Raw genomic sequence first — 25,694 nt, 5'->3', positions numbered from 1 at the left:
CAAAGAAAAATCCGCCCCCCAGGAAACCGGAAGGCGGATTTTTTGTCGTTTGCTGTTGATTTACATGCGATCCGGTGCAGAAACTCCGACAAGACGCAGTACATTGGCAATAGTAGTACGTGTTGCGCCCAGCAGTGCAAGACGCGCCACGGTTTGAGCAGCATCCTCAGTAATTACACGTTCAGCTTTGTAATAACTGTGGAACATCGCAGCCAGCTCATATACATAACGGATGAGGCGATGTGGAGCATAACCTTCAGCCGCAACAGCGATTTCTGCCGGGAGCTCACCAATTTTGCGCAGCAGGTCATATTCATGCACTGCTGTCAGCTTGGAGAAGTCAATTTCCGCGTAATCAGGGATAGAAATCCCTTGCTCCTCTGCCTGACGGAAAATACTGCAAATACGCGCATGCGCATATTGAACATAGAATACAGGATTTTCATTAGAAGTAGAGATCGCCAAATCCATATCGAAATCAAGATGAGAATCCATGCTGCGCATGGTGAAGAAATAACGAATCGCATCGATTCCTACTTCCTCCATCAAATCTTCCATCGTAACCGCTTTGCCGGTACGTTTGGACATTTTGACCTTTTCACCATTCTGGAACAGGCTGACCATCTGAGCAATCAGAACCACTAACTTCTCAGGATCATTGCCAAGTGCTGACATTGCCGCCTTCATCCGCGGAATATAACCATGGTGATCAGCGCCCCAAATGTTAATCATTTTATCGTAACCACGGCCATACTTATCGCTGTGATAAGCAATATCCGGGGTAAGGTAGGTATATGTGCCATCATTTTTGATCAAGACACGGTCTTTATCATCCCCGTATTTTGTCGTTTGCAGCCAGGTTGCCCCATCTTGCTCGTACACTTCTCCACGATCACGGAGCTCGTCCAGCGAGCGCAGTACTTCTCCGTTCTCATACAGCGAAGTTTCACTGAACCAGATATCGAAGTTTACACGGAAAAGACCTAGATCACGTTTAATTTTATCCAACTCTTTATTAAGTCCATAGGTCCGGAAAAAAGCAGCGCGCTCACTAGGGCTCATCTCGAGCAAGGTATCGCCCTTTTCTGCCACAAGCTCCTTCGCAAAACCCTTAATATCCTCACCATGGTAACCATCTTCCGGCATTTCTGCCTCTTGACCCAGCTCCTGCAGGTATCTGGTTTCAATGGATTTACACAGATTAGCCACTTGGTTACCGGCATCATTAATATAATATTCCCGGGTCACCTCATAACCTGCATAATCAAGCACATTACACAGCGCATCACCGACAGCAGCACCACGGGCATGCCCTAAATGTAGGCTACCCGTTGGATTGGCACTGACGAACTCCATTTCAACCTTCTGACCTTGACCCAGATTAATACGGCCATAGTCATCCCCCTGCTCAGCAACAAGGCTGATGATTGGGTACAAGTAATTCTTAGACAGGGTAAAGTTAATAAAGCCTGGTCCTGCAATCTCCGCTTTCTCAATAGAAGCTCGGCTCGTATCCAAATGCTCAATAATAGCTTCAGCAATCTGGCGTGGATTACGTTTAGCAATTTTGGTCAGCTGCATAGCAGCGTTCGTAGCCAAATCACCATGCGCCTTATCTCTTGGTACTTCAAGTACAATATCCGGAACCTCTTCCGGTGCAACCAGCCCAGCATTCACAATCGCATCGGCGATGGCTTCTTTTACCCGTTCATTTACAAGCTCTAACGGATTCTTACTATGTGTCATAATTTCGGTTCCTCCTGTATATGCAAACTAATAGCGAACTTTCCTGTCAATTCCTCGTAAACGTACAAATCATATTCCCAGGCAACCGTTAAAGAACGCCCTTCGCGCACAACTTCCAGCTTGTTCGTTTCCGTAGAAAGATTGAACTGCGTATATGGCGAGCGGTAGAATCCTGGCAGACGCCGTCCAGCTTCAAAGCTCTGCTCCGACTGAATCCCGCCATGGCGGATTAGCTTCAGTTGATTGCCTGCAATCTTTATCGTTGTACGAACAGAAACTTCCTCTCCGCGAGGACCCTGCTCTAATTCTTCATATTGAATATATAGATGCGGTCCCTTGGATGTTACTTCTCCATTCGCTTCCATAACATTTCGCTGACCATCTTGAAGGCTCACGAGCGTAATAGAGACATCATATTTGTCAGACTGTATTTCAGGCATCACACGTTCCTCCATTCTGCAAGCCTCTGCATTCTGCATAAGAAAAACGTCTAATGGCAAAGCTTAAACATTTTTATATTAATCAAAGGCCTATTTCGCTTTCCCATTGTACACTATAATCCAGTTCAAAGAAGCATTTCAATACAGAATCAAGCATATCTTCATAAGCACATAAAATATTACCATATTGATGATTAAAAGCACACTTTGAACGTCCATTCTCTATGTATATCATTTACTTCGATTATATTTGCACCTACCAAGCACCTATCGGACATAGATGACCTTAAACGCAGTATGATTCCATATTCGGTGTGATAACGGACCCCTTAGTCGCTATTGGCATAAAAAGCAACCCATTTGAACCTCTTTCTAGGCAATAGTGTTACTGGAGTCCGAAACGCTATCCCAAAGGCCGAAAATTTGCAAATAACGTCAACTGGGTCCGTACCCCTCCGAGGATGAGGGATCTGATAAGGCCACTGATAAGGGTACTATTCAAGCAAGCAACCAAGGATAAAAAATACAGAGCAGCGATTCTCCAAGTATCCGGAGAATCGCTGCTCTGCTGCCTATTTGCGATGTTTACAATACTTCGGACCCTTATATTTTTTATTGAAGAGAATTATTGGGTCATCACTTTTAAAGAAAACCTGCGTTCCCATGAAGCTCCGCCGTCTTTGGTCACATACAAGGAAGAGTAATCAAGCTCATGGATGGCGAGCCAGCCCTCTTTATTACTAGTAAAGGAAGTTACCCCGTCATAACCAGCGAGCTCCGGAAGATTAGCCCATTGCTTACCGCCGTTATAAGAGCGTCCAACTGCCACTTTCTCTGCTGCTGGGGAAAATCCCACTAAAAAAGATGTGCTGTTTCCCACAAGCTGCAGATTCCCGGGTTTGCCAGCGGCTGGCCCTTTATTGAATTCAGCCTTGCCACTGCCTGGCGCAGGTCCGCCGCCGGCAGTTTCCTGAGCGATCACACGATTCCAACTTTTCCCCCTGTTCGCACTTTCATACAGCGAGTAAGAGGTCTGACTCATCCCCGTACCGCCATAGAGCAATACAGCGACCTGATCTCCCTTAGCGGAGATTTGTCCAAACTCGGGCTCGGCAAAAGCCGCCTTCAATGAAAGGCTCCAAGTTCCCCCTCCATCTGTGGTCTTCATTACCCGATATCCGCTTCCCGGCACGATTACAACCGCCCAGCCGGTATTCCGGTCACTAAAATAAGCGCCTCGTGTATTGGGTGGGGTGGAAATTTTACTCCAGCTCAGCCCCCCGTCTTTGGTGTAAAACGTGGCGGCTCTCTCATAAGCAAAACCTTTCTTACTATCGATAAAATTTATTCTTTCAAAGCTGACGGCATTGTTCGAAAGTCTCTTCCACTCCGAGCCACCGTTAGAGGTACCAATTAAATATTGAGCCTGCCCCTCCTCTACAGAAGCAAGAGCAAAGCCATGTACATTATCGGGAAAATCGAATTGTTTGAAGCTCCATTGGCCTTGATAGATCTCTTGAAAATGGCAACCTCCGTCAGAGGTACCAATCATAAATCCATTACCTGCTGCCCGTCCAATATTCCCATTCAAAAACTGAACATCAGAAAAGCTAAGCGGTGTGGATACATCGCCTGAATGCTTGTTTTGCAGGGCCTGTAGCAAGCCGTGATCTCCCGTGCCGCAAGTCGCTGGTGCAGCATGTACAGAAGTTACAGGTGCACTCCAGCCTGAAACCATAATAAGCGTCGCCGAGAGGGCGGTTATTGTCGTCTTATGAATCCTTTTCGTCCATTTCATGATGACACCTCCTAATATGTATATACCCTTACTCACAATCCCTACTCTGTTATACCGCCAGAGAGGATACCCTATCTACCTTAAACAATCACAAAATAGAAACAATTTGTTACCCTCCATATCCCTAATGAATATCCTTCCAGATCCTTCCCCATAATATGAAAGAAAGGAGTCTGGTGCCATGACACGCGAATCAACGAATCCACCGAAACGAAAAAGCCGCTTCCGGCGTTTATTTCGGCTGCTGGCAGCCTTGATCATATTATTTGTATTAACCACCGGAGCTCTGCTCGGTTATCTATATCAAAAAGATCTTCCACCGATTAGCGATGATGTGCGCTCCAAGCTGTTTGACTCCCGGGGCAATGTTCTTGCCACCTTTACCTCAGACGGCCGCAGCCGTGAACCCGTCAAATTAAGTCAAATTTCTCCCCTGCTCATTGAAGCTACACTAGCAGTCGAGGATCGTAAATTTTATGAGCATTCCGGATTTGATCTGAAAGGGATGGCACGAGCTGTTCTTGTCAATCTGGAAGAGGGGAACCGGTCGCAGGGTGCTAGTACGCTAACTCAACAGCTCGCACGTAACCTCTACCTATCCCATGAAAAAACGTGGACGCGCAAGGCTAAAGAAGCTGTCTATACGATGCAGCTGGAGATGAAATACAGCAAAGATGAAATCCTGAACATGTATTTAAATAATATCTATTATGGCCACGGTGCTTACGGCATTGAAGCAGCCTCACGGATGTATTTTGGTAAATCTGCAGCTGATTTAGACCTGGCAGAGAGTACCATGCTGGCTGGAATTCCAAAGGGACCTACCTATTATTCACCATACAACCACATGGACAATGCTAAAAAGCGCCAGAGAATCATCCTGACCGTCATGGCGAATTTAGGTAATATCACTCAGGAAGAAGCCGGACAAGCTGTCCAAGAGAACTTAAACTTCAAGCCGCAAGGACAAAAGGATACGCTTGTAGCTGCGCCTTATTTCCGGGATTATATCCGCAATTTGGCTATAGAATCGCTCCACATCAGTAATGATGAGCTGGAGCAAGGCGGACTAAATGTCTATACCACCCTTGACCCTGACATGCAGCATGCCGCAGAAAATGCCGTTGATAAAGAGATGGATCAAACTAGTGATCTGGAGACTGCGCTTGTATCCATCGATCCTCGCACCGGTTACATCAAAGCAATGGTCGGCGGAAAAAATTATCGTACCAACCAGTACAATCATGCTTTGGCCACCACACGCCAGCCGGGTTCTTCCTTTAAGCCGATTATGTATTTGGCCGCACTCTCTTCCAAAGAGATGACAGGACTTTCGGTCTTCAATAGTCAGCCAACGATGTTTCATTATGATAACAACCGCAAAACGTATCAGCCCCGAAACTTTGGGGATAAGTATCTGGGTGAAATTAATATGCGGCAAGCTATCGCAGCATCGGACAATATCTATGCTGTTAATACAATTATGAAGATCGGCGCGGATAAAGTGAGCGAAATGGCTGCGAAGATGGGCATTGACAGTCCACTTCAAAGCGTACCTTCGCTGGCACTAGGCACTTCACCGATCAGTCCGCTTGAAATGGCTGCGGCTTTTGCTGTAATTGGAAACAGCGGTCAGAAAATGCCGACCACAGCCATTCTAAAAATAACCGATTCAAATGGCATGGTCCTGTATGAAGCACCTCAACCCAAAGGAGTAACCGTCGTAGAACCTTCAGCTACCTATGTCCTGACTCGTTTAATGGAGGGGGTATTCGAGACTGGGGGGACGGGTAATCGTGTGGCTTCCATAATCAAACGTCCGGTAGCCGGCAAGACCGGCACTACGGATACAGATGGCTGGATGGTAGGATTCACCCCGGAGCTATCCACGGCAGTCTGGGTTGGATACGACAAGGGGCGCGACATCGCAACTACCGACGGACGGCGTGCGGCTCCCATTTTCGCCCAATTTACTGAAAAAGCGCTGGAAAATGTCCCTCCAAAAATTTTCCCCATTCCAGATGGAGTGGTCAGCGTATACGTCAATCCACAATCCGGTAAACTTGCTACAGCAGCATGTCCCGACAAAGAACTGGAAACCTTTATTAGTGGAACTGAGCCCACCGAGTACTGCGAATTGCATGGAACTGGCGCCGCTCCTGCTGTCGATGACACACAAAGCAAGGTTGATCCTGCGGAAGAGAACCGTTCCCTATGGAAGAACATTAAACGCTGGTGGTTGAATTAGCCTCTTCATTTATATTGAAGGGGTTTTTCTTTTTTATAAGTTATATATTGTAGTAACAACAGAATTTCCAAATTCAAATATCACTTATCACATAAGGGATGTAACCGTTTTATTTATTATGCTTACCCCATTCTCTTAACTCTCAATTACTGCTATAATAGTTATTAGAAACCAAAATAAATTGATGTAAATGAGGGACATGGGATGAAGGATACAGGCATGATCCGGAGTTTAGACAGTCTTGGGAGAATTGTGGTTCCCGCAGAAATCCGTATGACGCGTAATATCGACATTGGTGATCCTATCGAATTTTTTGTTTTAGACGAAAAAATCATCGTCCTTAGGAAGTACACCTCGACAGAGTGTACATTTTGCAGAAGCCACGACCATGTCACCTACTATAAAGAGCAGTTTATTTGTAGCAGCTGTCTAAAAGAAATTGTCGATCCTGAACGCATGTCTCAATTGCCAGAGTCACGTGAGGATTTTGTTGTTGAGGCACCAGAGCACAACACCAGCATCCGAAAGTCGAAGACAGAGGAAATGTGCCAACGTCTGGAACAAGCTATTGAAGATCATCCCTATGCCAACCAAAAAGAACTTGCAGAAATCCTCGGGATTAGCCAAGCCAGAGTGAGTCAGCTCAAACGCAAGCTTAGCAGTACAAGCAAATCATAAATTAAAAAAGCTTCGACGCTCCTATTTCCGGAGGTCGAAGCTTTTTTTATATCGGATAACCCTTCTGGAGGCTCCTATACTATTCAGTCAGTGCAGCTTTAAGCTCATCTGAGGATGCATTCCACCATGCTTCATTATGAGAGATCAGAAGGGATTTGAGCGCCGACTTCTCAATGGCTCCAAGCCCTGCCACATCGATCTTGCGTTTAAGAGCTGCATCCAGCTTATTGACATGCTCGGCAAGAATTTTCCATCCGCGGCGCGCTTCTGTATCAATCCACATTTCACAGGCTGTGATTCCACCATAAAATTGAGCTTCCAATGTACGGTCTACCGCTACCCATACCACCCAAACCTGTCTTCCATTCGGTACATCTTCACGATTCATGGAAAATTTAATTCCTTTTTCCACCTTGCTCTTGGCATGCATGGCACCGATATCAATAACCGCCACATCACCATCAATAATGACAGGTGAAACGTTGTTGAGATCTATAGAGCCTGCTCCAAAGCCTTTATGTTTACTTTTAGCGTTCACAATATTTAAGGCAATCTGTTTCTTGCCCTCCGGTTGTATGTTGTCCACGAGTGCACACCCTTCCTCTTACGAATAATTTAATTTTAGCTAATAATGCGGCGATTGCAAACATATACATCCCGTAGATGCTTGTCACGGGAGGAATCACACTATGAAGTCACTGTCATTAAAGTACATCATCTTTGCGACCCTGGCCATCCTCGCGCTGCTGGGAGGAGGAATATGGGCCTTTTCAGGAGATAGCTCAACAGCTTCTGTTACTAGCTTTGCTTCAAAAGAGGCCAAGTCCTCCAGCGGCACAGCGCCTGCAGCCGTACCACAGCAGGTATTGCCTGAGAGCGCACCCGTCCCGGCAGAGGAGGCTTTAAGCCAGCGGGTAGTCGAGTATCACATTGATGTCCAGCTTGTTCCTGACACAGAAACCTTAAAAGCTTCTGAGACAGTAACCTGGACACACCCCGGAGTAAAGCCAGTAAGTGATTTATATTTTCACATGTATCCAAATGCATTTGCCTCATCAGATACCACCTTTATGAAGGAATCCGGGGGGACGCTCAGAGGCGACAGCATGCCTGAGAACGGCTTCGGAAATATGACGCTGACCGATCTGCGCACGACAGAAGGAACTTCGCTAATGCAAAGAGTGCAATATGTCCAACCTGATGACGGCAATATCAACGATAAGACACTCCTAAAGGTACATCTTCCTCAGCCTGTTAATGGTGGGGAAAGTGTAACACTTAAGCTTCAGTATGAAGTCCAGCTGCCCAAAATCTTTGCTCGCATGGGTGCTTCAGGTAACTTCGTTATGGCTGGGCAATGGTTTCCTAAGCTTAGTGTATACGAGCCTAAGGGCACGCGCGGAGTTAAAGAAGAAGGCTGGGACCTGCATCAGTATCACGGAACTTCTGAGTTTTACAGTGATTTTGGCATCTTTAATGTAACGATTTCCGTTCCTTCCAACTATACGGTGGCAGCGACCGGATTTCCTGTAAAAAATGCCAAGCTCAAACAAGATCAGAAAATATATCAGTTCTACGCCGATGATGTCCACGATTTCGCTTGGGCTGCATCCCCTGATTTTACAGTAGCAGAGGAAGCTTTCTCTACGCCGGAGGTGCCTGGAGTGCGAATTAAGGTGTATCTCGACCCTCTGCACAAAGACTTACAAGAGCGTTACCTTCAAGCTGCCAAGGCTGCCCTGACCTACTTCAGCAAATGGTATGGCCCTTATCCCTACTCTACGCTGTCTATTATCGTCCCACCTAAGGAGGGAAACGGCGCGGGAGGAATGGAATATCCTACCCTTATTACAGCCTTTGGGGCCGCGGATTCTTCTCCAGATACCTCACTTGAAAGAACCGTCATTCATGAGATCGGCCATCAATACTTCTACGGTATGGTAGCCAGCAATGAATTCGAGGAGGCTTGGCTGGATGAAAGCTTTACTTCCTATGCCGAAGACAGACTTATGGAACAAGAATACGGTATCAAGTCTAATTTGCCTTTACAGGCCAGCCTGGTAACTATACCTGAGCCGTTAAATCTGGAAACGTGGAAATATGCAGGGGCGGATTCCTATAGCCGAAATGTTTATATCCGCGGCAAGCTTGTACTTAAAGATATCGAACGCCAGGTAGGTACCAAAGCAATGAACAACATCATGTCCTCCTACGCTCGTAAGTTCCGTTTCCAGCATCCCGCTACGGCAGATTTTCAGAAAGTGGTTGAGAAGGTAACCAAAAAATCATGGCAGGCATATTTCGATGATTACATTTATGGCGATGGGGCGCCTGACTTCTCAGTAGATACGATTACTTTTAAAAAAAATAACAGCGGCGATGCTCAAAGCTACGAATCATTAGTGAAGATTTCAAATAAAGGGAGCCATTACGTTGATGTTCCCGTGAAATTCACATTCGCCGACAGCTCTTCGGTGCAGCGGGTCTGGAACGGTGAAGGAGCAGAGACTACGTTTCAATTGTTAAGCGATAAGCCTCTTCTCTCTGCTGAGATTGACCCTGAGCATTCCATCTTATTGGAGAGCAAACATTTAAACAACTTTAGGCTGGCGGAAATAGAGCCCAAGACGCTCTCTCGCTGGACGTTAAGTGTAACTAAACTACTTGAAACCGTGCTCGGAACTCTTGTCTGGTGAGGTGAATGATTGTGAGAACATCGATAACCCGCGGCTGGCAAAGCATGAAGGAGCAATTTTATATTTTAATTCTGCTCTTCATCTACCGACTGCTCTGGGGCTACTTTATGTATGGTTTCATCCGATCTGCTATTATTCCAATTCTACTGCGCTATCCAGATAAAGACGCCGGCGGCAGCGGTATGGGCAGACTGTTGTATTATATCGAGGGACAGTTCAGCTTGAATACTGACCCTGCGATACGCACTTGGTTATGGATGCTTCTAGGACTTGTTGTCTTGCGACTTCTGCTTTCTCCTTTCATAAGGGCAGGATTGCTGCATGAGCTCCACCAGGAGCGAAGGGGCGAGCGCGGACTGTTCTTTTTCCCCGGCATGAAGATCTATGGACTACCTGTCTTAGTCTTTAGCCTAATCGAATGGGTTCTGACCCTGCTGCCGCTTTACTGGCTTGCTCCAAAAATGTACGGGCTGTTCTTATCCTCTTTGTTTAACTACACTTTGTTACTTCATTTAGTACCATACGTATTGGCATGGCTTATATATATTTTTATCGTGCGCCTGTTTCTTCTATATATGCAGTTTGGTTACACCGGCGGTACAGGAATGTTCTCCTCACTGTTCATCTGCTTGCGGTCACTGATTCCTGCTATAGGTGTTTCCATTGTACTTGGTGCGGGAGGCTTGCTCTTACTGCTAGTGTGCGGACTGACGGGTCTGTTCTGTCCCGGCCTGCCGGCACTTATAATACGGCAAATCTCACCACTACCTTCTACGCTCTTAAAAATGTGGGGAATCTCTGCACAATATCATCTATGGTGTAGCAAAGCATTTCCACAATAAATTAACCTTATTTGACATAATAAAAAGGTCCCAATTCCTGTATTCAGGAGCTGGGACTTTTTCTCATTACGGATAACTGAAGAGTATTTGCAAAATCATAAAAGCTCTGTTACAATAAGTCCTGTGCTATTAGTAACAATTTTGTAATCAATTGAAACGATTCCTACATAACTAAATGTATTTATCGTAAGTGTAACTGTCGAAACGTCATTCTCTTGGTGCTTAACACGCCTAATTCCTTTGCACCGGGAAGTGGGGGAACCATATTTTGGGTGAATTGATCTCGCTTTACAGGGATCATAGGGAATCTTCTACCGAACCCTTAAGCTAACCTCGCAGGCCTTGGAAGGAGTACATCTTTTGAAAAGACATAATTTAAGAAAAAAATGCGTCGCTGCGGCGCTAGGACTTGTAATGGCATTATCTATTGGTGGAGGAAGCGCCTTTGCCGACTCTAAGATGGACACTGTAATCTCAAAGACTATTGGAGTTGCCTATAAAACCGGAGGTACAAGCACTGCCGGATTTGATTGCTCTGGATTTACAAAATATGTATTCAAGAATGTAGGTCTTACTTTACCTCGTACATCAAAAGCTCAATATAGCGTTGGAACTGCTGTATCCAAAAGCAATCTGCGTTCTGGTGATCTAGTGTTCTTTAACACACTTGGCAATGGAGTATCCCATGTCGGCATTTATGTTGGAAACGGAAAATTCGCACAATCGTCCTCTTCGCGTGGAGTAACCATCACTTCACTCAGTCAGGCCTACTGGGCCAATCGTTATGTTGGCGCTAAAAGAGTAATGAGTACTTCAGCTTATCAAGCTGTAGCCTTCGATTGAAACCTTCCTCACAACTATAACCTCATAATTACAACTATATGAACCTGAATCTGATTATGCCCGTAATCAAATTCGGGTTTTTCTTTTTTCCATAATATATTTTTACACTATTAGAGCCCAATTGAAACACGTTTATTTGATAAAAATTGCAATTATATTAAAAATTAGGTCATTATTAACGCTTACATATGCCTTTCTACCGTAAAAATGCCAATTTTTCTGCATTAATATGTTAAAAACGATTGCCAAGCGGCTTTCTGTTTGTTACAATTAGCGCAGTGAGATTTTAGTAACATTTTTGTAATCATTAAGTTGTTATTTACAAAGGTTTTGTCATGTATTGATTACAAGCTAATCCTAATCAACAGTATGAGCCGAGTTTCCTAACTATTAGGAAAACGGGGGAACCAACTTTGGGTGAATTGACCTCCATTATATAGAGGGGTCATAGGGGACCTTCAACCGAACCCTTAAGCTAACCTCGTAGGCATTTGGAAGGGGTATACACTTTTGAAGAAGAAGTTAGCAGCAGCAGTACTAAGCTTTTCCATCATCCTCACCATCGGAGCAGGAAGCGCTTTCGCAGATTCCAAAATGGATAAAGTGATTGACAAGGCCATCGGTACTAAATACGTATCCGGCGGTATATCCACTAACGGATTTGATTGCTCCGGATTTACAATGTATGTGTTTGATAAGATTGGCATTAACCTTCCACACCAATCAGGTTCCCAATATCAAATGGGCACAGCAATCTCCCGTGATGATATAAGAGCCGGAGATCTTGTATTCTTCAATACAAGTGGCAAAGGTGTCTCCCATGTCGGCATTTATGTCGGTGAAGGTAAGTTCGCACACGCTTCTACCTCACGCGGTGTTACCATTAGCTCTCTGAGTGATAGCTACTACGTGAAACGCTACGTTGGTGCCAAGCGCATTATGAGCACAGATGCTTACAAATCGGTTGCTGCTGAATCGGAAGACAATGATGATGTGCAATAAATAACGTACATAGGCTCTTTTCCAAGGTAATTCTTGGAGGAGAGCTTGTTTTTTTGTCTTATTACTTATTTACCCCTCTCATAATTTGTAAAACATTCCCCTCATATAAATTTTCTGAGTCGAACCTCCCCCATTTTGTATATAATTAGTAATATAGCAATGTCCTCGTGAAAGGAGATCGTTGACCTTATGATAAATCCCTCGGTAACTTTTCATGTAGTTCCTATGGAGGCAATTCACGGAGAAGCTATTTGTAAGTGGAGCTATACGCCTCCATATAATATTTATGGCTGGATGCCGTGGGAGCAGATGCAGGCCCTTGGCATCGAGTTTGGCGATCCGCAGCTCCGGGAGGAACAATATATCTCCATATTAAATGAACATGAGGTTTTATGCGGATTCGCACAGTTGTTCCCTATGGAAGGAGTCGTCCGTTTAGGGGTTGGGATGCGCCCCGATCTATGCGGCCATGGTTTAGGCAAACTATTCGTGGATGCCATCGTCCAGACAGCCTTGAATCGTTATCCTGATCGTGAGATAGATCTCGAAGTCCTGACCTGGAACCAACGCGCCATTCGAACTTATCAAAAATGTGGATTTACGATTACAGATACGTATGAACGCCGCACACCTACAGGAGACAAACCTTTTTATTGCATGGTCTATGACAAATGATATTAAATACCAGAAATTTCATAAGAATGATTGTATTCTCGTTCATTTTTTTGTCACAAACCCTATGATAACGCTTCACCATAAGCTATAATGTAGGGAGCAGCTTACATAGAAGGGACGAATTGGGATGCAGAAATGGATCATGAGCGGTTTGTTTTTTGCCGCCTGTGCCTTTGCGGTAGTACTCATGTTTACACTTCCGGGTAAAGAAGAGGTAGCGGAAGAAAATAAGCCCACGATGCCGGTAGTTCAACTGGACGCAGCAAAGGCAGAAGCAACCGTGAAAGCCAGCTGTATCACCTGTCACGGCGATCAGCTTCAAGGTGGAGTTGGACCAAGTCTTCAGAATGAAGGCGGCCAGCATGACGCTGAGGAAATCTACAGCATCGTCACCAAAGGACGTGGTCAAATGCCTTCCTTTAAGGAGAAGCTAGCCCCTGAAGAGATCGCCAACGTCGCACTCTGGCTCTCAGAGAAAAAGTAACCCATCAAGCAACTAAAAACGCCCGTGTATGAGATAGGTGACTATCTATGCACGGGCGTTTATTTTATGATTTTGGCTAAACTAATGATTTTTTTCAAAGGCTTCATTAAATTCATGCGCCGCTCGAAGATCTAGAGCCGTAATCCCATCTTCTTCATTAGATTCAAGTCGCAGGGTAACTGTTTTATAATCAATCGTAATATGTGGATGATGATCGAAGGCTTCTGAAATCGTGGCTACTTCATCAACGAACGCAATGCCCTTCATATATTGGCTGAACATATATTTTCGCACCATAACATTATTATCCAGCTTCCAGCCCTCCAGCTTGGTGATCTCCTCACGCAGTTCCTCTTCCGTAAATAACAATTCGTTTCCTCCCTTACAAAAAATTGCAGTAAAGTGCGCAGTTCCCTTTACTTGACTTAGGCGTTAAACAAAACATCCCTTAGCTTCTGAGGTCCAAGGGATGTGCCAGGATAAAGGCGATATTTTCGATTTAATGTATTCACAAATCCCAGCGATTATAACTCGGCTTTATCAATTTTAACACGGGCTACTAACTACGGGCAAATTACGTCCAGACGTCTCCTCTGCCTAAATCAAAACTACTGAAGCCAAATCCTCTTCGCCAACTAAAATATTAATGCGGTGCGTGTCCTTATCGTAAATAATTACGCCGCTCCCCACTTCAATCATAGGTTCATTACCCAGCGCGAAGAAAAGATCCTCAGCCAATGCTTCCCATACCTCCAGCTTTGATTCTTGGGGTAGTTCCTGCCACTCGTCCGGATCCATCTCAAAAAATAAATATCCATCGGAAATTCGTCCGACGGCTTCGGTCAAATCTGTTAGAATTTCACCGTAATCTCTACCATGCTTTACACCCACGTATATCACTCCGTTTTCTTCACAGATGAATAATTACTTACCTTATCCATTATAGCCGAAAAAATGACTTCACAAAAAACCGAATGATGTCGATAAATAAGAATATACGTTAATTCGGTTTCGCACAGAGTGCCCTGCCGCTGTTTCAAGGATGATATACGCGGCATTGTCGGAACACATCTTAAATCTCACGGACGAGGTGCAAAATGGAAATTTCAACAATAATTGGTTTAATTTTTGGTTTGGTTGCTGTAATCTGGGGCATGATCCTCAAGCACGCTCCACTTCATGCTTTGGCCACACCTGCTGCTTACGTTATTATCTTGGTGGGTACGGCAGCGTCTATTTTCATGGCCTTTCCTTTCAACGAGGTCAAAAAGATTCCAAGTCTGTTCAAAATGATTTTTATCAAAAAGAAATTAATCAGTAAACCCGAATTAATCACTATGTTCATGGAATGGGCTTCTATCACACGGCGTGAAGGTCTGTTGGCTCTAGAATCAAAGGTCGATGAAATAGAAGATAACTTCCTCAGGAATGGCATGCGGATGATCATTGATGGAAATGATCAGGATTTTGTCCGTGATGTCCTCATGGAGGATATCCACGCCACAGAGGATAGACATAAAGCAGGAGCGCTCATTTTCTCACAGGCAGGTATGTATGCTCCTACCCTTGGGGTGCTCGGGGCGGTTATCGGCCTCATCGCCGCTCTGGCTGATATGAGTGATATGAACAAATTGGCTGCGGCAATCGGGGCTGCCTTCATCGCCACTTTGCTTGGTATCTTTACAGGTTACGTATTATGGCATCCTATTGCTAATAAGCTGAAACGTCTCTCCAAACAAGAAATCGAAGTTCGAATGATGATGGTCGAAGGTCTTTTGTCCATACAGTCCGGTGTATCTACTATTGCCATCAATCAGAAGCTTGCTGTATTCCTAACACCTTCGCAACGCGTTAAGTTAAATGAGAAGGACGGTGGATCAGGTGAGCAAAAAGACTAGACACGAAGAGCATGAAGAACATGCCGATGAATCGTGGCTGTTACCTTATTCCGACCTCATGACTCTTCTGGTGGCTCTGTTCATCGTTATGTATTCTATGAGCGCAACGGATGCCAAGAAATTTGAAGAGATGAGTCAAGCCTTCAGTTCCGCACTTAATGGCGGTACAGGTATTCTTGAAGAGCGGGCAGCAATGCCTAGTAAGACTCAAGAAGATCTGGGCAAAAATGATAAGATGGGTAGCTCTACCTCCAAGAAAGCTGAAGAAGCAGAAATGGCAAAGCTACGACAAAAGGAACAAGAGGATTTAGAGAAGCTTAAGAAACAATTCGATCAATATATTAAGAGCAACGGCCTAACTGATCTGCTCAGTACGAAGCTTAATCAATCTCAGCTAATGATTACGATCAGTGATAACGCATTGTTCGCCTCTGGCCAAGCCATTGTTAAGGATGATTCGCGGCAATTAGCTAAATCCATCTCAACGATGCTGCAGCAATTCCCGGATTATGATGTAGTAGTGCAAGGGCACACCGACGATATTCCGATTTCCAATAGCAACTATTCATCCAACTGGGATCTGAGTGCGGATCGGGCACTTCAGTTCATGAAGATTTTGCTGCAGAACACAAATCTAAATCCGCGCAAATTTAGTGCGATTGGATACGGCGAATATCATCCTATTTCGGATAATGACACAGCTACCGGCCGAAGCAAGAATCGCCGGGTAGAGGTTTCCATCATTCGCAAATATCAAGAATCCAAAGAGTTCACAGGGATTGTTCCCTCTGCTGAATAAGTGATTTCGTAAGGTAATAAAAAGAGCTGTCCAAAGGTCTTAGACCCCGGACAGCTCTTTTTTTGTTGCGAGTACTACATTCTATATGGACCTGTAACATTGTAATAACATTCCTACAGTAACTCGTAGTTCAGCGTAGCTCCAAGCTCTTTCTTCTCATCAGCAGACAGCTCCCGCCATTCTCCCGTTTGCAATGCCCCCAGGCGAATATTCATAATCCGAATGCGTTGCAGCTTTCGCACCTCATAGCCAAAAGCGCTGCACATACGACGAATCTGGCGATTTTTGCCCTCTGTCAAAATAATACGGAAGACACGCTCCGTAATACGCGTGACCTCACAGGGCAGCGTCTTCTCACCTAATATTTTCACACCGCTCGACATGCCGGTAATAAATGAAGGCGTAATGGGTCTGTCCACGGTAACCACATATTCTTTTTCATGCCGGCCTTCCGCCCGCAAAATTTTATTAACGATATCACCATCATTAGTAAGCAAGATTAATCCTTCCGAATCCTTATCGAGACGACCAATCGGGAATATACGCTCATGATGACCTACAAAATCGATAATATTCCCCTTGATATGCTGTTCTGTGGTTGATGTAATCCCAACCGGCTTGTTTAGAGCAATGTAGACCGTCTGGCTTGAGGTTTCAAGCGCTATACCATCTATTCGCACATCATCGCCCGGAACAGCCTGACTGCCCAGCACAGCAGGCTCTCCGTTGATCGTAACTCTGCCGGCATCCACAAGCTTGTCTGCTTCTCGGCGTGAACAGTATCCTGTCTCACTGATGAATTTATTAATTCTCACGTTGTTCTTCACTCCGTTCATCCTTAATGTTAAGCCAAGGTGTAACCCCTCCAGCTGCAGGCAGCTTAATCATAACGGTTGTCCCCCGGCCAACTTCACTTTGTATTTCCAAATGACCCTTATGAGCCTGAATAATACGCTGGCTAATCATTAACCCAAGACCAGTCCCCGATTCCTTATTCGTGAAGAACGGTTCACCCAGCTTAGGCAGCACGTCCTCTGGAATCCCTTCACCCTGATCTTTGATTACAATAAAGACGCAATCCACAGAGTTCCACAGTTCCATTGAAATGACGCCACCCTCAGGCATAGCCTCAATTGCATTTTTAACAATATTAATAAATACCTGCTTCAGCTGGTTCTCTTCACAATGTACAGTAGCAGGTTGTTCAGAGAATTTCGTACTAAATTGAATATCATGTAGATGAGCCTGACTGTCCAATAGAGAAACTACATCACCTAATATGTAGCGAAGATCTTTCTCCTGAAAATGAACGGCTTGCGGCTTAGCCAAGATTAAAAATTCACTGACGATAAGATTAATCCGCTCCAGCTCGGATAACATCAGCTCTACATGAAGCGGAACCAAGAGCTCCTTCTCCTGTTGAAGCTGTAGAAATCCTTTTAACGTGGTAAGAGGGTTACGAATCTCATGAGCTACTCCTGCGGCCAATTGGCCGACTGTAGTTAGTTTCTCAGAGCGTCTAAGCAGCTCCTCCATTCGATTGCGTTCCGTCATATCACGAGAAACGTGAATAAAGGAATGGGGATAACCCTCTTCATCTCGAATTATCGAGGTACTAACGCTAACTTCAACTAATGATCCGTCCCGTTTAAGTCTCACTGTCTCGATCGGCGGCAGAACTGCACCATTTCTTAACGCGTCAAGCCGCTCTTCCTCTTGCTTAAGCGCTGTTGCGGGTACAAGATATGGCATATTGCCTATCACTTCTGTTGCACTCCATCCGTACAGCTCCTCAAAGGCTCTGTTAGTGCTAGTGATTCGTCCCTCCATATCCAACGTATGAATCGCATCCGACGTACCGTTAATTACGGATTCCAAATGCTCCTTAACCGCCCGGTTCTCTTCCAGCGTCTGCTTAAGACGATTGGTGCGTTGCATAAGATGAGAAGTCATAGCGTTAATCCGCAAGGCTAATTGACCTAGCTCATCACGAGAGGTTACGCTTAATGGAGGTTCGAACTTACCTCGCGCTACATCATTGACTTTAGCAAGTATAGCCTGAATTGGACGGGTAACAAAACCTGAAAGTATGTAACTACATAGCAAAAATAATGCCAGCAACAACAGAGACGTAGTCAAATAATTAGTTAATTGTTCATGAACTACGGATGAAATCACAGAGTAATCCAAAACTACACCGATTACATAAGGTTCCATTTTAGCAGTCTGGATAGGAATGAAGCTTTTGAGTACTCTTTTTCCATGTACTCTCGTCTCCAGTGTAACTGGCTTCTGCTTCTGCTGAGCTAATAGAATGGCCGCTTTATCTTGCTCCACATTACCATAAGTATAGGTACCGAACTTAATTGGGCGGTTGCCAAGTTTCTTTTTAAATGCATCGCTTCCATCACCCGCCATACTCGCTAAACCAAATGTTGTTGGATTAAATCCTGTAAGCTCTAAAATCCCAGGATTAACTTCTTTGGTTCGTTCTACAATTTGATCGGGATTGGTGATTTTGACATATTCACTAGCCGCAGTATTGAGAATAACAGGATTTATGATGTAGTTGCTCTCTTCATCATGATAATAACCCCACTTCTCAATGAAATCGGGATTGTAGGTTGAATATTCAAATGGGCCTGACCAAAAATGATCCAATGCCTGACCTTGTCCCACAGTGACTTCCTGATTATCAAATAACTCCAAAAGGGCAAGGTACCAGTACCCCCAACCTTGAGTGGACATTCCAATATCAATAGGATTTGATGCCTTTGTCACCACGATATCATTATCAGTCTTTACCAGAATTGAAATATTAGACACGCCCAACTTGGAAGTTAGGGCCTTAAGTTGAGCATTGGTTATATTCTTATAATCCGGACCCAATTCCTTAGAGGCAAAGATGGCAGCCATTCTTAAGTTATGCGCAATTTGATATTCTACATAGTTAGAGCTATAGTTACTTTGTTCTACAGAAACAGCCATTTGCATAGCGGTGATCTGCATATTATTTGCGTTTTCATTTCTTAGATTATTCTGAGCGGCATAAAGGTTAAATGTCAGGTTTAATGCTAAAATTAGCAGTACCGCTCCAAAAATAATAGCAGATAGTTTTGTCTTTATGGACAAACTGTTATTCACCTCTTATCCACTGGTAAATCCTTGCGGAGCCTATAATAAACATCATACCTTTTGCCCCCTCATTTGAAAAGGACATTTAAAACAAGCCTATTAATTCACGAAATATTGAAATTCAAAAGGTGTTTCTCTACAATATATAAGAAACCATCCACATCTTATGCACATATAAACAAATTATTAAAGTCCGATGTGTACAAAAATGTGTATAAGTAGGCTGTTATCCACAGAGTTATGCACATTTTGTTAAGAACGAATATTTGTTCGTTGTACAATGGTTACAGAAGAAGGGAAGATGATCTTGAATATTAAAGCCGATGAATCGCCAGAAGATATACAAGCGGTTCATGAATATTGGATGAGGCAGGCGATCGCAGAAGCACGTAAAGCTGAGGCATTAGGTGAGGTTCCTATTGGCGCTGTCATTGTTCGACATGGTGAAATTATAGGACGTGGATACAATTTACGAGAAACGACAATGGATTCGACAGCCCATGCAGAGATGGTAGCCATTCGCGAGGCCAGCAATGTCCTGAATTCTTGGCGTCTGCTGGATTGCCAGCTGTACGTCACCCTAGAACCTTGTCCGATGTGTGCAGGAGCAATAGTGCAGTCCAGAGTGCCTCTCACGGTATATGGAACGCCTGACCCTAAAGCTGGATGTGCCGGGACCCTCATGAACTTGCTTGAAGAGCCGCGATTTAATCATAGAACTGAGGTAATACAGGATGTTTTACAAGAAGAATGTGCAGATCTACTCACCTCCTTCTTTCGCCGTTTACGTAAAAAGCCAATTAAACAAAAGGAGGACTCCTAAATGACCCTTACTCTATATCATACCTCTCAAGGGATCTATATTTCTCCACTTGAGCTTAAGGATGCACAGCGCCTGCTGGAGCTTCGTTTAAATAACCGGGTAACCCACGAACCGTTTGAGCCAAAACGTGATGAGCACTTCTTTACCCTGGAGAGTCAGCAACAGATCATCAATCAGCGTATTGAGGACGCCCTACAGGACAGAGCTTATATGTTCGGCATTTATCTGCTGGATGGACAGCTAATCGGTCAGATCACATTGTCCAACGTCTCACGAGGTGTAGCACAATATGCTGATTTAGGATATTTAATGGATCATCGGATGCAAGGACAAGGTTATATGACAGCAGCGGTCGGATTAGTCCTTGGCTATGCTTTCCGAGCCTTAGGTCTACATAGAGTTCAGGCAGCTATTTTATTGCATAATGAAGCTTCCCGAAGAGTCCTGGAGAAGAGTGGGTTTAAACCTGAAGGGGTTGCCCGTCAGTATCTTAAAATAAATGGACAGTGGCAGGATCACCAAACCTACGCAATCTTAACTGAAGATGTGCTGACAGAGGAACAGAAATAGGATTCTGCATTGTCGCAGGAATCAGTCTACTTTTTTTCCTGAAAAAAGACCCGCATGGGCGTATAATATACGCCTCATGCGGGTCTTTATCTTGCGAACTGGGATTAATAAGTTCCCAAACCACCGAATTCTTCTCCAAGTTGATCCATTGTAATTACATCATCACCTTGAGGGATACCAATCTTGAATACCGGCTTTTCGTTGATCTTGCTGTATTGGCCCGTTCCATTTACTGAGAAGGCCACTTTTGTGCCATCTTCCGGATCATTTACTTTAACATCCATCAATAAATCCTGATACACAGCGTATCCGTCCTTATTGATCGCAGTATTATAGTGGAACTGGTTGATGGTAAGGTACTTATCAAGATCAGCTAAGCCCTTATCCAATTCAGTTCTAGCTTCACCTGATGTCAGTTCTTCTTTAGCCTTAGCTAGATCTGCATCTTTAATCTGCAGCATATCCTTGTATTCTTCCTTGCTTACGATATCAATGATTTTTGGCAGGGCATTATTCACCAAGATAGTGATTGCTTCTTTAACATTATCGTTAGTCACTTGGAACTGAACGACTTGTTTAGCTTCCACACCTTCTGGTAAATTAGCATCTTTGGGATCAATCTCGTTAAAATATTTTTCTTCGTCATATTCAGCTAGGACAGTGTCCACCACTTCATTAGACAGCTTCTGCATTTTTTGAGTATCCATCGTACTTGGGTTAAATTCTGCACCCTCCTGCTCTGCCAACGCCTTCAGATCAACCTCTACAAACTTATTGAGGATTGTCTCAGGAATCGGTACGAAAGGAATAGATGGAATCTTAACATACAACTTCTCAGCAGTCATTACCATAGGAACATTAAAGCTCATGCTCATATCGCCTTTCAGATTCAGAACCATAGTTAGTTCTGTCTGCATTGGCTCTGCTTGATATACCCCATCAATGGTAATATCAGCATTCTTAAGCATACTAAGTACCTGTGTAGTCATTGCAGCAGATTCAGCGTCAGAAGTCTCGATCGTAAGATCGTTGATCGTGAATTTACTCTTCATCTCATAAGATGACATTGTAGTCGCTTTAGTAGCGGCTGATTTTAAGGCCTCTTTTGGCGCCTCCTGTTTACTTGCACATCCCGGCAGAATTACTGCTGCTGTAAGCAGCAATGCAGCGGCCGACAAACCCCACTTTTTGTTCATTATTGTTCTCCTCTCCCATTGTAAAAGAAATCTCTCCCCCTCCTATGATAAACCATTTGTAAAAATCAAGAAACACTTCTTTAAAATTCTTAACGTTTTTATTTGTTAACCTTGTGGATTATGGTGGTCAACATGGTTCGCTTGTTTCACCTTTTTAGAACCTGAAAGTGGTTCTGGACCTGAAGGAGTATGGTCTTTTCTCCGCTCACCACTTGTTGGCTCTGCCCCAGGAACAGGGATACTTTTTGGTTTCGACATTTTCATTCCTCCTAAGGATTGGTCAAGTTCTGAAGAGCCTGAGCACATTCATGAATTTGCCGTGAGTATTGCTGTGCTAGCTGCTGTACGGCATCACTACGCTCATCAATATGGAGACCGCTCTGTTCCACATCCAACAGATCCACTGCCACTTCTCTGCTATCTACATACTTGCAGCGAAAATCCAGTGAATAGCCTTGATGACCTGCCGCATTAAAATGAATCAGCAAGCTATTGGGATCCCCATTATCCGCCAGCACACTGAAACTATCCCCATCATCCATCAACGCCGGCAAACGCTCCTGCCAGGCTGAGACAAGCTTATGCTGATCAACTTCTAATGATCTATCCATGATTATGATCATCCTCCTTCTCTAATACATTGCGGAGAAATGAAGCTTTTTATTCTCAATAGAACTAGGTCTACCAAACAAAACAAAAAAACCGTCCCCCAGAGGGAACGGTTTCTATCTAATTATTCTTTAAGTTCATAAAGGAATGGCGGAGAGGATGGGATTCGAACCCATGTGGGCTTGCACCCTAACGGTTTTCAAGACCGCCCCGTTATGACCGCTTCGGTACCTCTCCAAATGCATTTAAATTTCACATGCATTAGGATTGTACCATACAATGCAAAGAAAAAGCAACTATATCTTTAAATAGTTTTTGGTTGTATCGATTTTACATTGCGCATATAAGGTTGTAGGCATTCTGGAATCAGAACACTGCCATCCTCTTGCTGATAATTCTCAAGAATTGCTGCAACCGTACGTCCAACAGCCAAAGCAGAGCCGTTCAGCGTATGAACAAATTCAGGCTTCGATTTTGGATCCTTACGGAAACGAATATTTGCCCGGCGTGCTTGGAAATCTTCTGTATTTGAGCAAGAGGAGATCTCACGGTACATCCCACTCTCAGGCAACCACACTTCCAAATCGTACGTCTTAGCCGATGTAAAGCCCATATCAGCCGTACATAACCCAAGTACACGATAAGGCAGTCCTAACAGCTGCAGCACACTTTCAGCATCTGCTGTCATTTTTTCTAATTCCTCATAAGAGGATTCAGGGGTGGTGAGCTTCACCAACTCTACCTTGTTGAATTGATGCTGGCGAATCAAACCGCGAGTATCACGGCCCGCCGAGCCCGCCTCAGAACGGAAACAAGAGCTGTAAGCTACATGGTATTTAGGCAGGTCAGCTGCCGTCAAAATCTCTTCACGATAGTAGTTCGTTACCGGTACTTCAGCTGTAGGAATCAAATAGTATTCGGTATCCCGTAGCTTGAACAGATCCTCTTCGAATTTAGGCAGTTGTCCTGTACCATACAAGCTGTCTTTGTTTACAATGTAAGGCGGCAGCATTTCCTCATAGTTATGCTCACCACTGTGAAGATCCATCATAAAGTTAATCAGCGCCCGTTCTAGACGTGCTCCGAGTCCTTTATAGAAAACAAACCGGGATCCTGTAACCTTTGCCGCAGCTTCAAAATCAATAATATCAAGCTGCTGCGCAAGCTCCCAATGTGATTTCGGAGTGAATCCGAACTCTTTAGGCTCCGACCAACGGCGTAATTCAACGTTATCATCCTCGGATTTCCCTACTGGAACTGAATCATGAGGAATATTAGGGATATTCATAGTAAGATCAGCAATCTGTGCTTCCAGTTCACGTACTTCATCATCAAGCTCTTTAATTCGGTCAGATACTGTACGCATTTCTGTAATTAGATCATCTGCTGGCTCGCCGTTCTTTTTCTTTTTTGCTACTTCACCTGAAACTGTATTACGACGGTTCTTAAGACCTTCGGTTTCTTGCAGTAATTCACGTCGACGCAAATCAAGTTGTGGAAAATCAGCAATTAAGTCCAGTGATTTGCCCCGTTTTTCTAAAGCCTCTTCCACTCTTGCGTAATCACTACGTAGTATTTTTACATCTAACACAAAGTTTCCCTCCTGAAAACAGCCTAAACTCTTTCAAAATGCTGATTACAGCTTTGAAAGAGTCAGGATGTTCTTTATATGCGATTTTGTTGTTGGACTTCCCTATTCGCCTCTACCATATCGGCAAAATATTGGTGCAGTCTGAAATCATCGGTCAGTTCTGGATGAAAAGAACACACCAGCAAGTTGCCTTCGCGCGCGGTTACAATCTCATCATTATAGACTGTAAGCACATCAACTCCCGGTCCTACCTCGTTGATAAGCGGTGCACGTATAAACACAGCACGAACCGGCTCATCAATGCCTTTAACCTCCAGATCACATTCAAAGCTTTCCCGTTGGCGGCCGAATGCATTCCGGGCTACGATAATATCCATCAGCTCCAAATGCCCCGGTTCACCACCGGCAATTTTTTTGGCCAGCACGATCATACCCGCACATGTGCCAAAAATAGGCTTACCCTGATCAGAAAAATCACGGATGGCTTCTATGAAGCCATATTTCCTCATTAGCTTTCCAATCGTTGTACTTTCTCCGCCGGGGATAATCAGGCCTTCAACTTCTTCTAGCTGCTCCACACGCTTGATAGGCACGCCTTCTGCACCGGTCTTCTCTATACTAACAATATGCTCCGTAACAGCGCCTTGCAGCGCCAATACTCCTATCTTCATCCTACAACCTTCTCTCTATTAACGGCCACGCTCCGACATACGTTCAGCCGGGGTGAGAGTTGCAATATCAATCCCCTTCATTGGTGCACCAAGGTTCTTGGATACTTCAGCAATCAGTTTGTAATCAGTATAGTGTGTAGTGGCTTCAACAATCGCACGCGCAAATTTCTCAGGATTGTCCGATTTAAAAATACCCGAGCCTACGAATACACCATCAGCACCCAAATGCATCATAAGAGCAGCATCGGCAGGAGTAGCTACACCCCCAGCGGCAAAGTTAACAACCGGCAGTTTTCCAAGCTCATGTACTTCGAGCAACAGCTCGTAGGAAACTCCCAGGTTCTTTGCTTCATTATATAGCTCGTCCTTGGACAAATTCGTTACTTTACGGATTTGACTGTTGATAAAGCGCATGTGACGCACGGCCTCAACAATGTTGCCTGTTCCTGGTTCACCTTTTGTACGGATCATGGAGGCACCTTCGTTAATACGTCTCAGTGCTTCTCCCAAGTCCTTCGCTCCACATACAAAAGGAACGGTGAACTCACGTTTATCAATATGGAATACTTCATCAGCAGGAGTAAGAACTTCACTCTCATCCAAGTAATCAACACCCAAAGATTCTAGAACTTTCGCTTCTACATAATGGCCAATACGAGCCTTAGCCATAACAGGGATACTTACCACCTTGAGAACCTCTTCTACAATTGTAGGATCGGCCATCCGTGCTACACCGCCAGCTGCACGAATGTCAGAAGGTACGCGTTCCAGAGCCATAACAGCAACTGCACCAGCAGCCTCAGCAATTTTTGCTTGTTCTGCATTCATGACGTCCATAATGACGCCGCCTTTTTGCATTTCTGCCATGCCTCTTTTAACTCGCGATGTACCTGTTTCCATGTCCTAACCCCCCGAATGATCTATCTTAATCTAACTTGTAATTTTACCCC

Annotated in this window: 26 protein-coding genes, 1 tRNA gene and 2 riboswitches; of the genes, 12 read left to right on the top strand and 15 right to left on the bottom strand. The window is 44.4% G+C overall.

Annotation, left to right across the window (positions count from 1 at the left end; genetic code table 11):
- Positions 1-60: 60 nt before the first annotated feature.
- The 3 genes from argS to NYE58_RS00575 all read right to left on the bottom strand — a co-directional run bounded on the left by argS (position 61) and on the right by NYE58_RS00575 (position 3,984).
- Positions 61-1,746: an arginine--tRNA ligase gene (gene argS / locus NYE58_RS00585; protein WP_036679944.1), complete on the bottom strand. Its 1,686-nt coding sequence runs from the start codon at positions 1,744-1,746 to the stop codon at positions 61-63.
- On the bottom strand, positions 1,743-2,186 hold the full coding sequence (locus NYE58_RS00580) for a DUF1934 domain-containing protein (protein ID WP_036679946.1): 444 nt from the start codon (positions 2,184-2,186) through the stop codon (positions 1,743-1,745). Before NYE58_RS00580 ends, argS begins: the two co-directional genes overlap by 4 nt.
- A gap of 625 nt (positions 2,187-2,811) precedes the next feature.
- On the bottom strand, positions 2,812-3,984 hold the full coding sequence (locus tag NYE58_RS00575) for a hypothetical protein (protein ID WP_341000896.1): 1,173 nt from the start codon (positions 3,982-3,984) through the stop codon (positions 2,812-2,814).
- Positions 3,985-4,165: 181 nt separating this feature from the next.
- On the opposite strand from NYE58_RS00575, the gene NYE58_RS00570 reads away from it, so the two are divergent.
- Both NYE58_RS00570 and NYE58_RS00565 read left to right on the top strand, forming a co-directional pair.
- Positions 4,166-6,232 carry a transglycosylase domain-containing protein gene (locus tag NYE58_RS00570; RefSeq protein ID WP_280753842.1) on the top strand — a complete coding sequence of 689 codons (2,067 nt, stop codon included), beginning with the start codon at positions 4,166-4,168 and terminating at the stop codon, positions 6,230-6,232.
- 204 nt (positions 6,233-6,436) lie between these two features.
- Positions 6,437-6,910, top strand: coding sequence for an AbrB/MazE/SpoVT family DNA-binding domain-containing protein (locus NYE58_RS00565; protein WP_038568063.1), 474 nt, complete (start codon positions 6,437-6,439; stop codon positions 6,908-6,910).
- Between the two features lie 79 nt (positions 6,911-6,989).
- Here the strand turns inward: NYE58_RS00565 and NYE58_RS00560 are convergent, their stop codons facing one another.
- Positions 6,990-7,496, bottom strand: coding sequence for a YwhD family protein (locus tag NYE58_RS00560; protein ID WP_036679953.1), 507 nt, complete (start codon positions 7,494-7,496; stop codon positions 6,990-6,992).
- A 103-nt stretch (positions 7,497-7,599) separates the two neighbouring features.
- On the opposite strand from NYE58_RS00560, the gene NYE58_RS00555 reads away from it, so the two are divergent.
- The 6 genes from NYE58_RS00555 (at position 7,600) to NYE58_RS00530 (ending at position 13,452) form a co-directional block, all read left to right on the top strand.
- Positions 7,600-9,606: a M1 family metallopeptidase gene (locus tag NYE58_RS00555; protein ID WP_341000894.1), complete on the top strand. Its 2,007-nt coding sequence runs from the start codon at positions 7,600-7,602 to the stop codon at positions 9,604-9,606.
- An 11-nt stretch (positions 9,607-9,617) separates the two neighbouring features.
- The gene (locus NYE58_RS00550; RefSeq protein WP_076187222.1) at positions 9,618-10,448 is read left to right on the top strand and encodes a hypothetical protein; all 831 of its coding nucleotides are present in this window, start codon (positions 9,618-9,620) and stop codon (positions 10,446-10,448) included.
- A gap of 218 nt (positions 10,449-10,666) precedes the next feature.
- Positions 10,667-10,805: riboswitch (cyclic di-AMP (ydaO/yuaA leader) on the top strand.
- 57 nt (positions 10,806-10,862) lie between these two features.
- Positions 10,863-11,291, top strand: a complete 429-nt coding sequence (locus NYE58_RS00545) for a C40 family peptidase (RefSeq protein ID WP_076130394.1) — start codon at positions 10,863-10,865, stop codon at positions 11,289-11,291.
- 362 nt (positions 11,292-11,653) lie between these two features.
- Positions 11,654-11,796, top strand: a riboswitch (cyclic di-AMP (ydaO/yuaA leader).
- A gap of 5 nt (positions 11,797-11,801) precedes the next feature.
- The gene (locus NYE58_RS00540; protein WP_341000893.1) at positions 11,802-12,293 is read left to right on the top strand and encodes a C40 family peptidase; all 492 of its coding nucleotides are present in this window, start codon (positions 11,802-11,804) and stop codon (positions 12,291-12,293) included.
- 189 nt (positions 12,294-12,482) lie between these two features.
- Complete coding sequence (locus tag NYE58_RS00535; RefSeq protein ID WP_076220343.1) at positions 12,483-12,968, top strand: GNAT family N-acetyltransferase; 486 nt, start codon at positions 12,483-12,485, stop codon at positions 12,966-12,968.
- 127 nt (positions 12,969-13,095) lie between these two features.
- On the top strand, positions 13,096-13,452 hold the full coding sequence (locus NYE58_RS00530) for a c-type cytochrome (protein WP_036679962.1): 357 nt from the start codon (positions 13,096-13,098) through the stop codon (positions 13,450-13,452).
- Positions 13,453-13,533: 81 nt separating this feature from the next.
- Here NYE58_RS00530 and NYE58_RS00525 read toward each other — a convergent pair whose 3' ends face one another.
- Both NYE58_RS00525 and NYE58_RS00520 read right to left on the bottom strand, forming a co-directional pair.
- A complete protein-coding gene (locus tag NYE58_RS00525) occupies positions 13,534-13,821 on the bottom strand; it encodes a 4a-hydroxytetrahydrobiopterin dehydratase (RefSeq protein WP_076130383.1) in 288 nt (95 codons plus the stop codon).
- A gap of 228 nt (positions 13,822-14,049) precedes the next feature.
- Positions 14,050-14,343: a hypothetical protein gene (locus NYE58_RS00520; protein WP_036679966.1), complete on the bottom strand. Its 294-nt coding sequence runs from the start codon at positions 14,341-14,343 to the stop codon at positions 14,050-14,052.
- A 206-nt stretch (positions 14,344-14,549) separates the two neighbouring features.
- Here NYE58_RS00520 and motA point away from each other — a divergent pair, with 206 nt between their 5' ends.
- A complete protein-coding gene (gene motA / locus NYE58_RS00515) occupies positions 14,550-15,350 on the top strand; it encodes a flagellar motor stator protein MotA (protein ID WP_036679967.1) in 801 nt (266 codons plus the stop codon).
- Positions 15,334-16,149: a flagellar motor protein MotB gene (motB, locus tag NYE58_RS00510; RefSeq protein ID WP_076130384.1), complete on the top strand. Its 816-nt coding sequence runs from the start codon at positions 15,334-15,336 to the stop codon at positions 16,147-16,149. The genes motA and motB overlap by 17 nt, the downstream gene beginning before the upstream one ends.
- 113 nt (positions 16,150-16,262) lie before the next feature.
- Here the strand turns inward: motB and rluF are convergent, their stop codons facing one another.
- On the bottom strand, positions 16,263-16,964 hold the full coding sequence (rluF, locus tag NYE58_RS00505) for a 23S rRNA pseudouridine(2604) synthase RluF (protein WP_341004222.1): 702 nt from the start codon (positions 16,962-16,964) through the stop codon (positions 16,263-16,265).
- On the bottom strand, positions 16,954-19,281 hold the full coding sequence (locus NYE58_RS00500; protein WP_076277999.1) for a sensor histidine kinase: 2,328 nt from the start codon (positions 19,279-19,281) through the stop codon (positions 16,954-16,956). Before NYE58_RS00500 ends, rluF begins: the two co-directional genes overlap by 11 nt.
- Before the next feature lie 304 nt (positions 19,282-19,585).
- Between NYE58_RS00500 and tadA the strand changes: the two genes are divergently transcribed.
- Positions 19,586-20,107 carry a tRNA adenosine(34) deaminase TadA gene (gene tadA, locus NYE58_RS00495; RefSeq protein WP_341004221.1) on the top strand — a complete coding sequence of 174 codons (522 nt, stop codon included), beginning with the start codon at positions 19,586-19,588 and terminating at the stop codon, positions 20,105-20,107.
- Entirely contained in the window at positions 20,108-20,677 is a 570-nt protein-coding gene (locus NYE58_RS00490) for a GNAT family N-acetyltransferase (RefSeq protein WP_076277997.1), read from the top strand.
- A gap of 104 nt (positions 20,678-20,781) precedes the next feature.
- Here the strand turns inward: NYE58_RS00490 and NYE58_RS00485 are convergent, their stop codons facing one another.
- The 7 genes from NYE58_RS00485 to pdxS all read right to left on the bottom strand — a co-directional run bounded on the left by NYE58_RS00485 (position 20,782) and on the right by pdxS (position 25,644).
- Positions 20,782-21,873 carry a hypothetical protein gene (locus NYE58_RS00485; protein WP_076130388.1) on the bottom strand — a complete coding sequence of 364 codons (1,092 nt, stop codon included), beginning with the start codon at positions 21,871-21,873 and terminating at the stop codon, positions 20,782-20,784.
- 105 nt (positions 21,874-21,978) lie between these two features.
- Positions 21,979-22,131 (bottom strand): small acid-soluble spore protein P, encoded by a 153-nt coding sequence (locus NYE58_RS00480; RefSeq protein WP_076138623.1) that lies wholly within the window; start codon positions 22,129-22,131, stop codon positions 21,979-21,981.
- A gap of 11 nt (positions 22,132-22,142) precedes the next feature.
- Entirely contained in the window at positions 22,143-22,484 is a 342-nt protein-coding gene (locus NYE58_RS00475; RefSeq protein ID WP_036679977.1) for a hypothetical protein, read from the bottom strand.
- A gap of 146 nt (positions 22,485-22,630) precedes the next feature.
- Positions 22,631-22,719 (bottom strand) — tRNA-Ser (locus NYE58_RS00470).
- Between the two features lie 67 nt (positions 22,720-22,786).
- Positions 22,787-24,073: a serine--tRNA ligase gene (gene serS / locus NYE58_RS00465; protein WP_038568043.1), complete on the bottom strand. Its 1,287-nt coding sequence runs from the start codon at positions 24,071-24,073 to the stop codon at positions 22,787-22,789.
- Positions 24,074-24,147: 74 nt separating this feature from the next.
- On the bottom strand, positions 24,148-24,744 hold the full coding sequence (gene pdxT / locus NYE58_RS00460) for a pyridoxal 5'-phosphate synthase glutaminase subunit PdxT (RefSeq protein ID WP_076220098.1): 597 nt from the start codon (positions 24,742-24,744) through the stop codon (positions 24,148-24,150).
- An 18-nt stretch (positions 24,745-24,762) separates the two neighbouring features.
- A complete protein-coding gene (gene pdxS, locus NYE58_RS00455) occupies positions 24,763-25,644 on the bottom strand; it encodes a pyridoxal 5'-phosphate synthase lyase subunit PdxS (protein WP_076148021.1) in 882 nt (293 codons plus the stop codon).
- Positions 25,645-25,694: the final 50 nt, after the last annotated feature.

It is taken from the genome of Paenibacillus sp. FSL L8-0708, from assembly GCF_038009325.1.
Classification (GTDB): domain Bacteria; phylum Bacillota; class Bacilli; order Paenibacillales; family Paenibacillaceae; genus Paenibacillus_AQ; species Paenibacillus_AQ odorifer.
This window is presented reverse-complemented; position numbering and strand designations above follow the sequence as displayed.

Coding starts and splice junctions, on each gene's coding strand:
- motA (WP_036679967.1), top strand. CDS start 14,550: ATGGAAATTTCAACAATAATTGGTTTAATTTTTGGTTTGGTTGCTGTA.
- NYE58_RS00480 (WP_076138623.1), bottom strand. CDS start 22,131: ATGTCGAAACCAAAAAGTATCCCTGTTCCTGGGGCAGAGCCAACAAGT.
- NYE58_RS00575 (WP_341000896.1), bottom strand. CDS start 3,984: ATGAAATGGACGAAAAGGATTCATAAGACGACAATAACCGCCCTCTCG.
- tadA (WP_341004221.1), top strand. CDS start 19,586: ATGATCTTGAATATTAAAGCCGATGAATCGCCAGAAGATATACAAGCG.
- NYE58_RS00490 (WP_076277997.1), top strand. CDS start 20,108: ATGACCCTTACTCTATATCATACCTCTCAAGGGATCTATATTTCTCCA.
- NYE58_RS00545 (WP_076130394.1), top strand. CDS start 10,863: ATGGCATTATCTATTGGTGGAGGAAGCGCCTTTGCCGACTCTAAGATG.
- NYE58_RS00535 (WP_076220343.1), top strand. CDS start 12,483: ATGATAAATCCCTCGGTAACTTTTCATGTAGTTCCTATGGAGGCAATT.
- NYE58_RS00580 (WP_036679946.1), bottom strand. CDS start 2,186: ATGCCTGAAATACAGTCTGACAAATATGATGTCTCTATTACGCTCGTG.
- NYE58_RS00475 (WP_036679977.1), bottom strand. CDS start 22,484: ATGGATAGATCATTAGAAGTTGATCAGCATAAGCTTGTCTCAGCCTGG.
- NYE58_RS00485 (WP_076130388.1), bottom strand. CDS start 21,873: ATGAACAAAAAGTGGGGTTTGTCGGCCGCTGCATTGCTGCTTACAGCA.
- NYE58_RS00570 (WP_280753842.1), top strand. CDS start 4,166: ATGACACGCGAATCAACGAATCCACCGAAACGAAAAAGCCGCTTCCGG.
- pdxT (WP_076220098.1), bottom strand. CDS start 24,744: ATGAAGATAGGAGTATTGGCGCTGCAAGGCGCTGTTACGGAGCATATT.
- NYE58_RS00530 (WP_036679962.1), top strand. CDS start 13,096: ATGCAGAAATGGATCATGAGCGGTTTGTTTTTTGCCGCCTGTGCCTTT.
- pdxS (WP_076148021.1), bottom strand. CDS start 25,644: ATGGAAACAGGTACATCGCGAGTTAAAAGAGGCATGGCAGAAATGCAA.
- argS (WP_036679944.1), bottom strand. CDS start 1,746: ATGACACATAGTAAGAATCCGTTAGAGCTTGTAAATGAACGGGTAAAA.
- NYE58_RS00565 (WP_038568063.1), top strand. CDS start 6,437: ATGAAGGATACAGGCATGATCCGGAGTTTAGACAGTCTTGGGAGAATT.
- NYE58_RS00555 (WP_341000894.1), top strand. CDS start 7,600: ATGAAGTCACTGTCATTAAAGTACATCATCTTTGCGACCCTGGCCATC.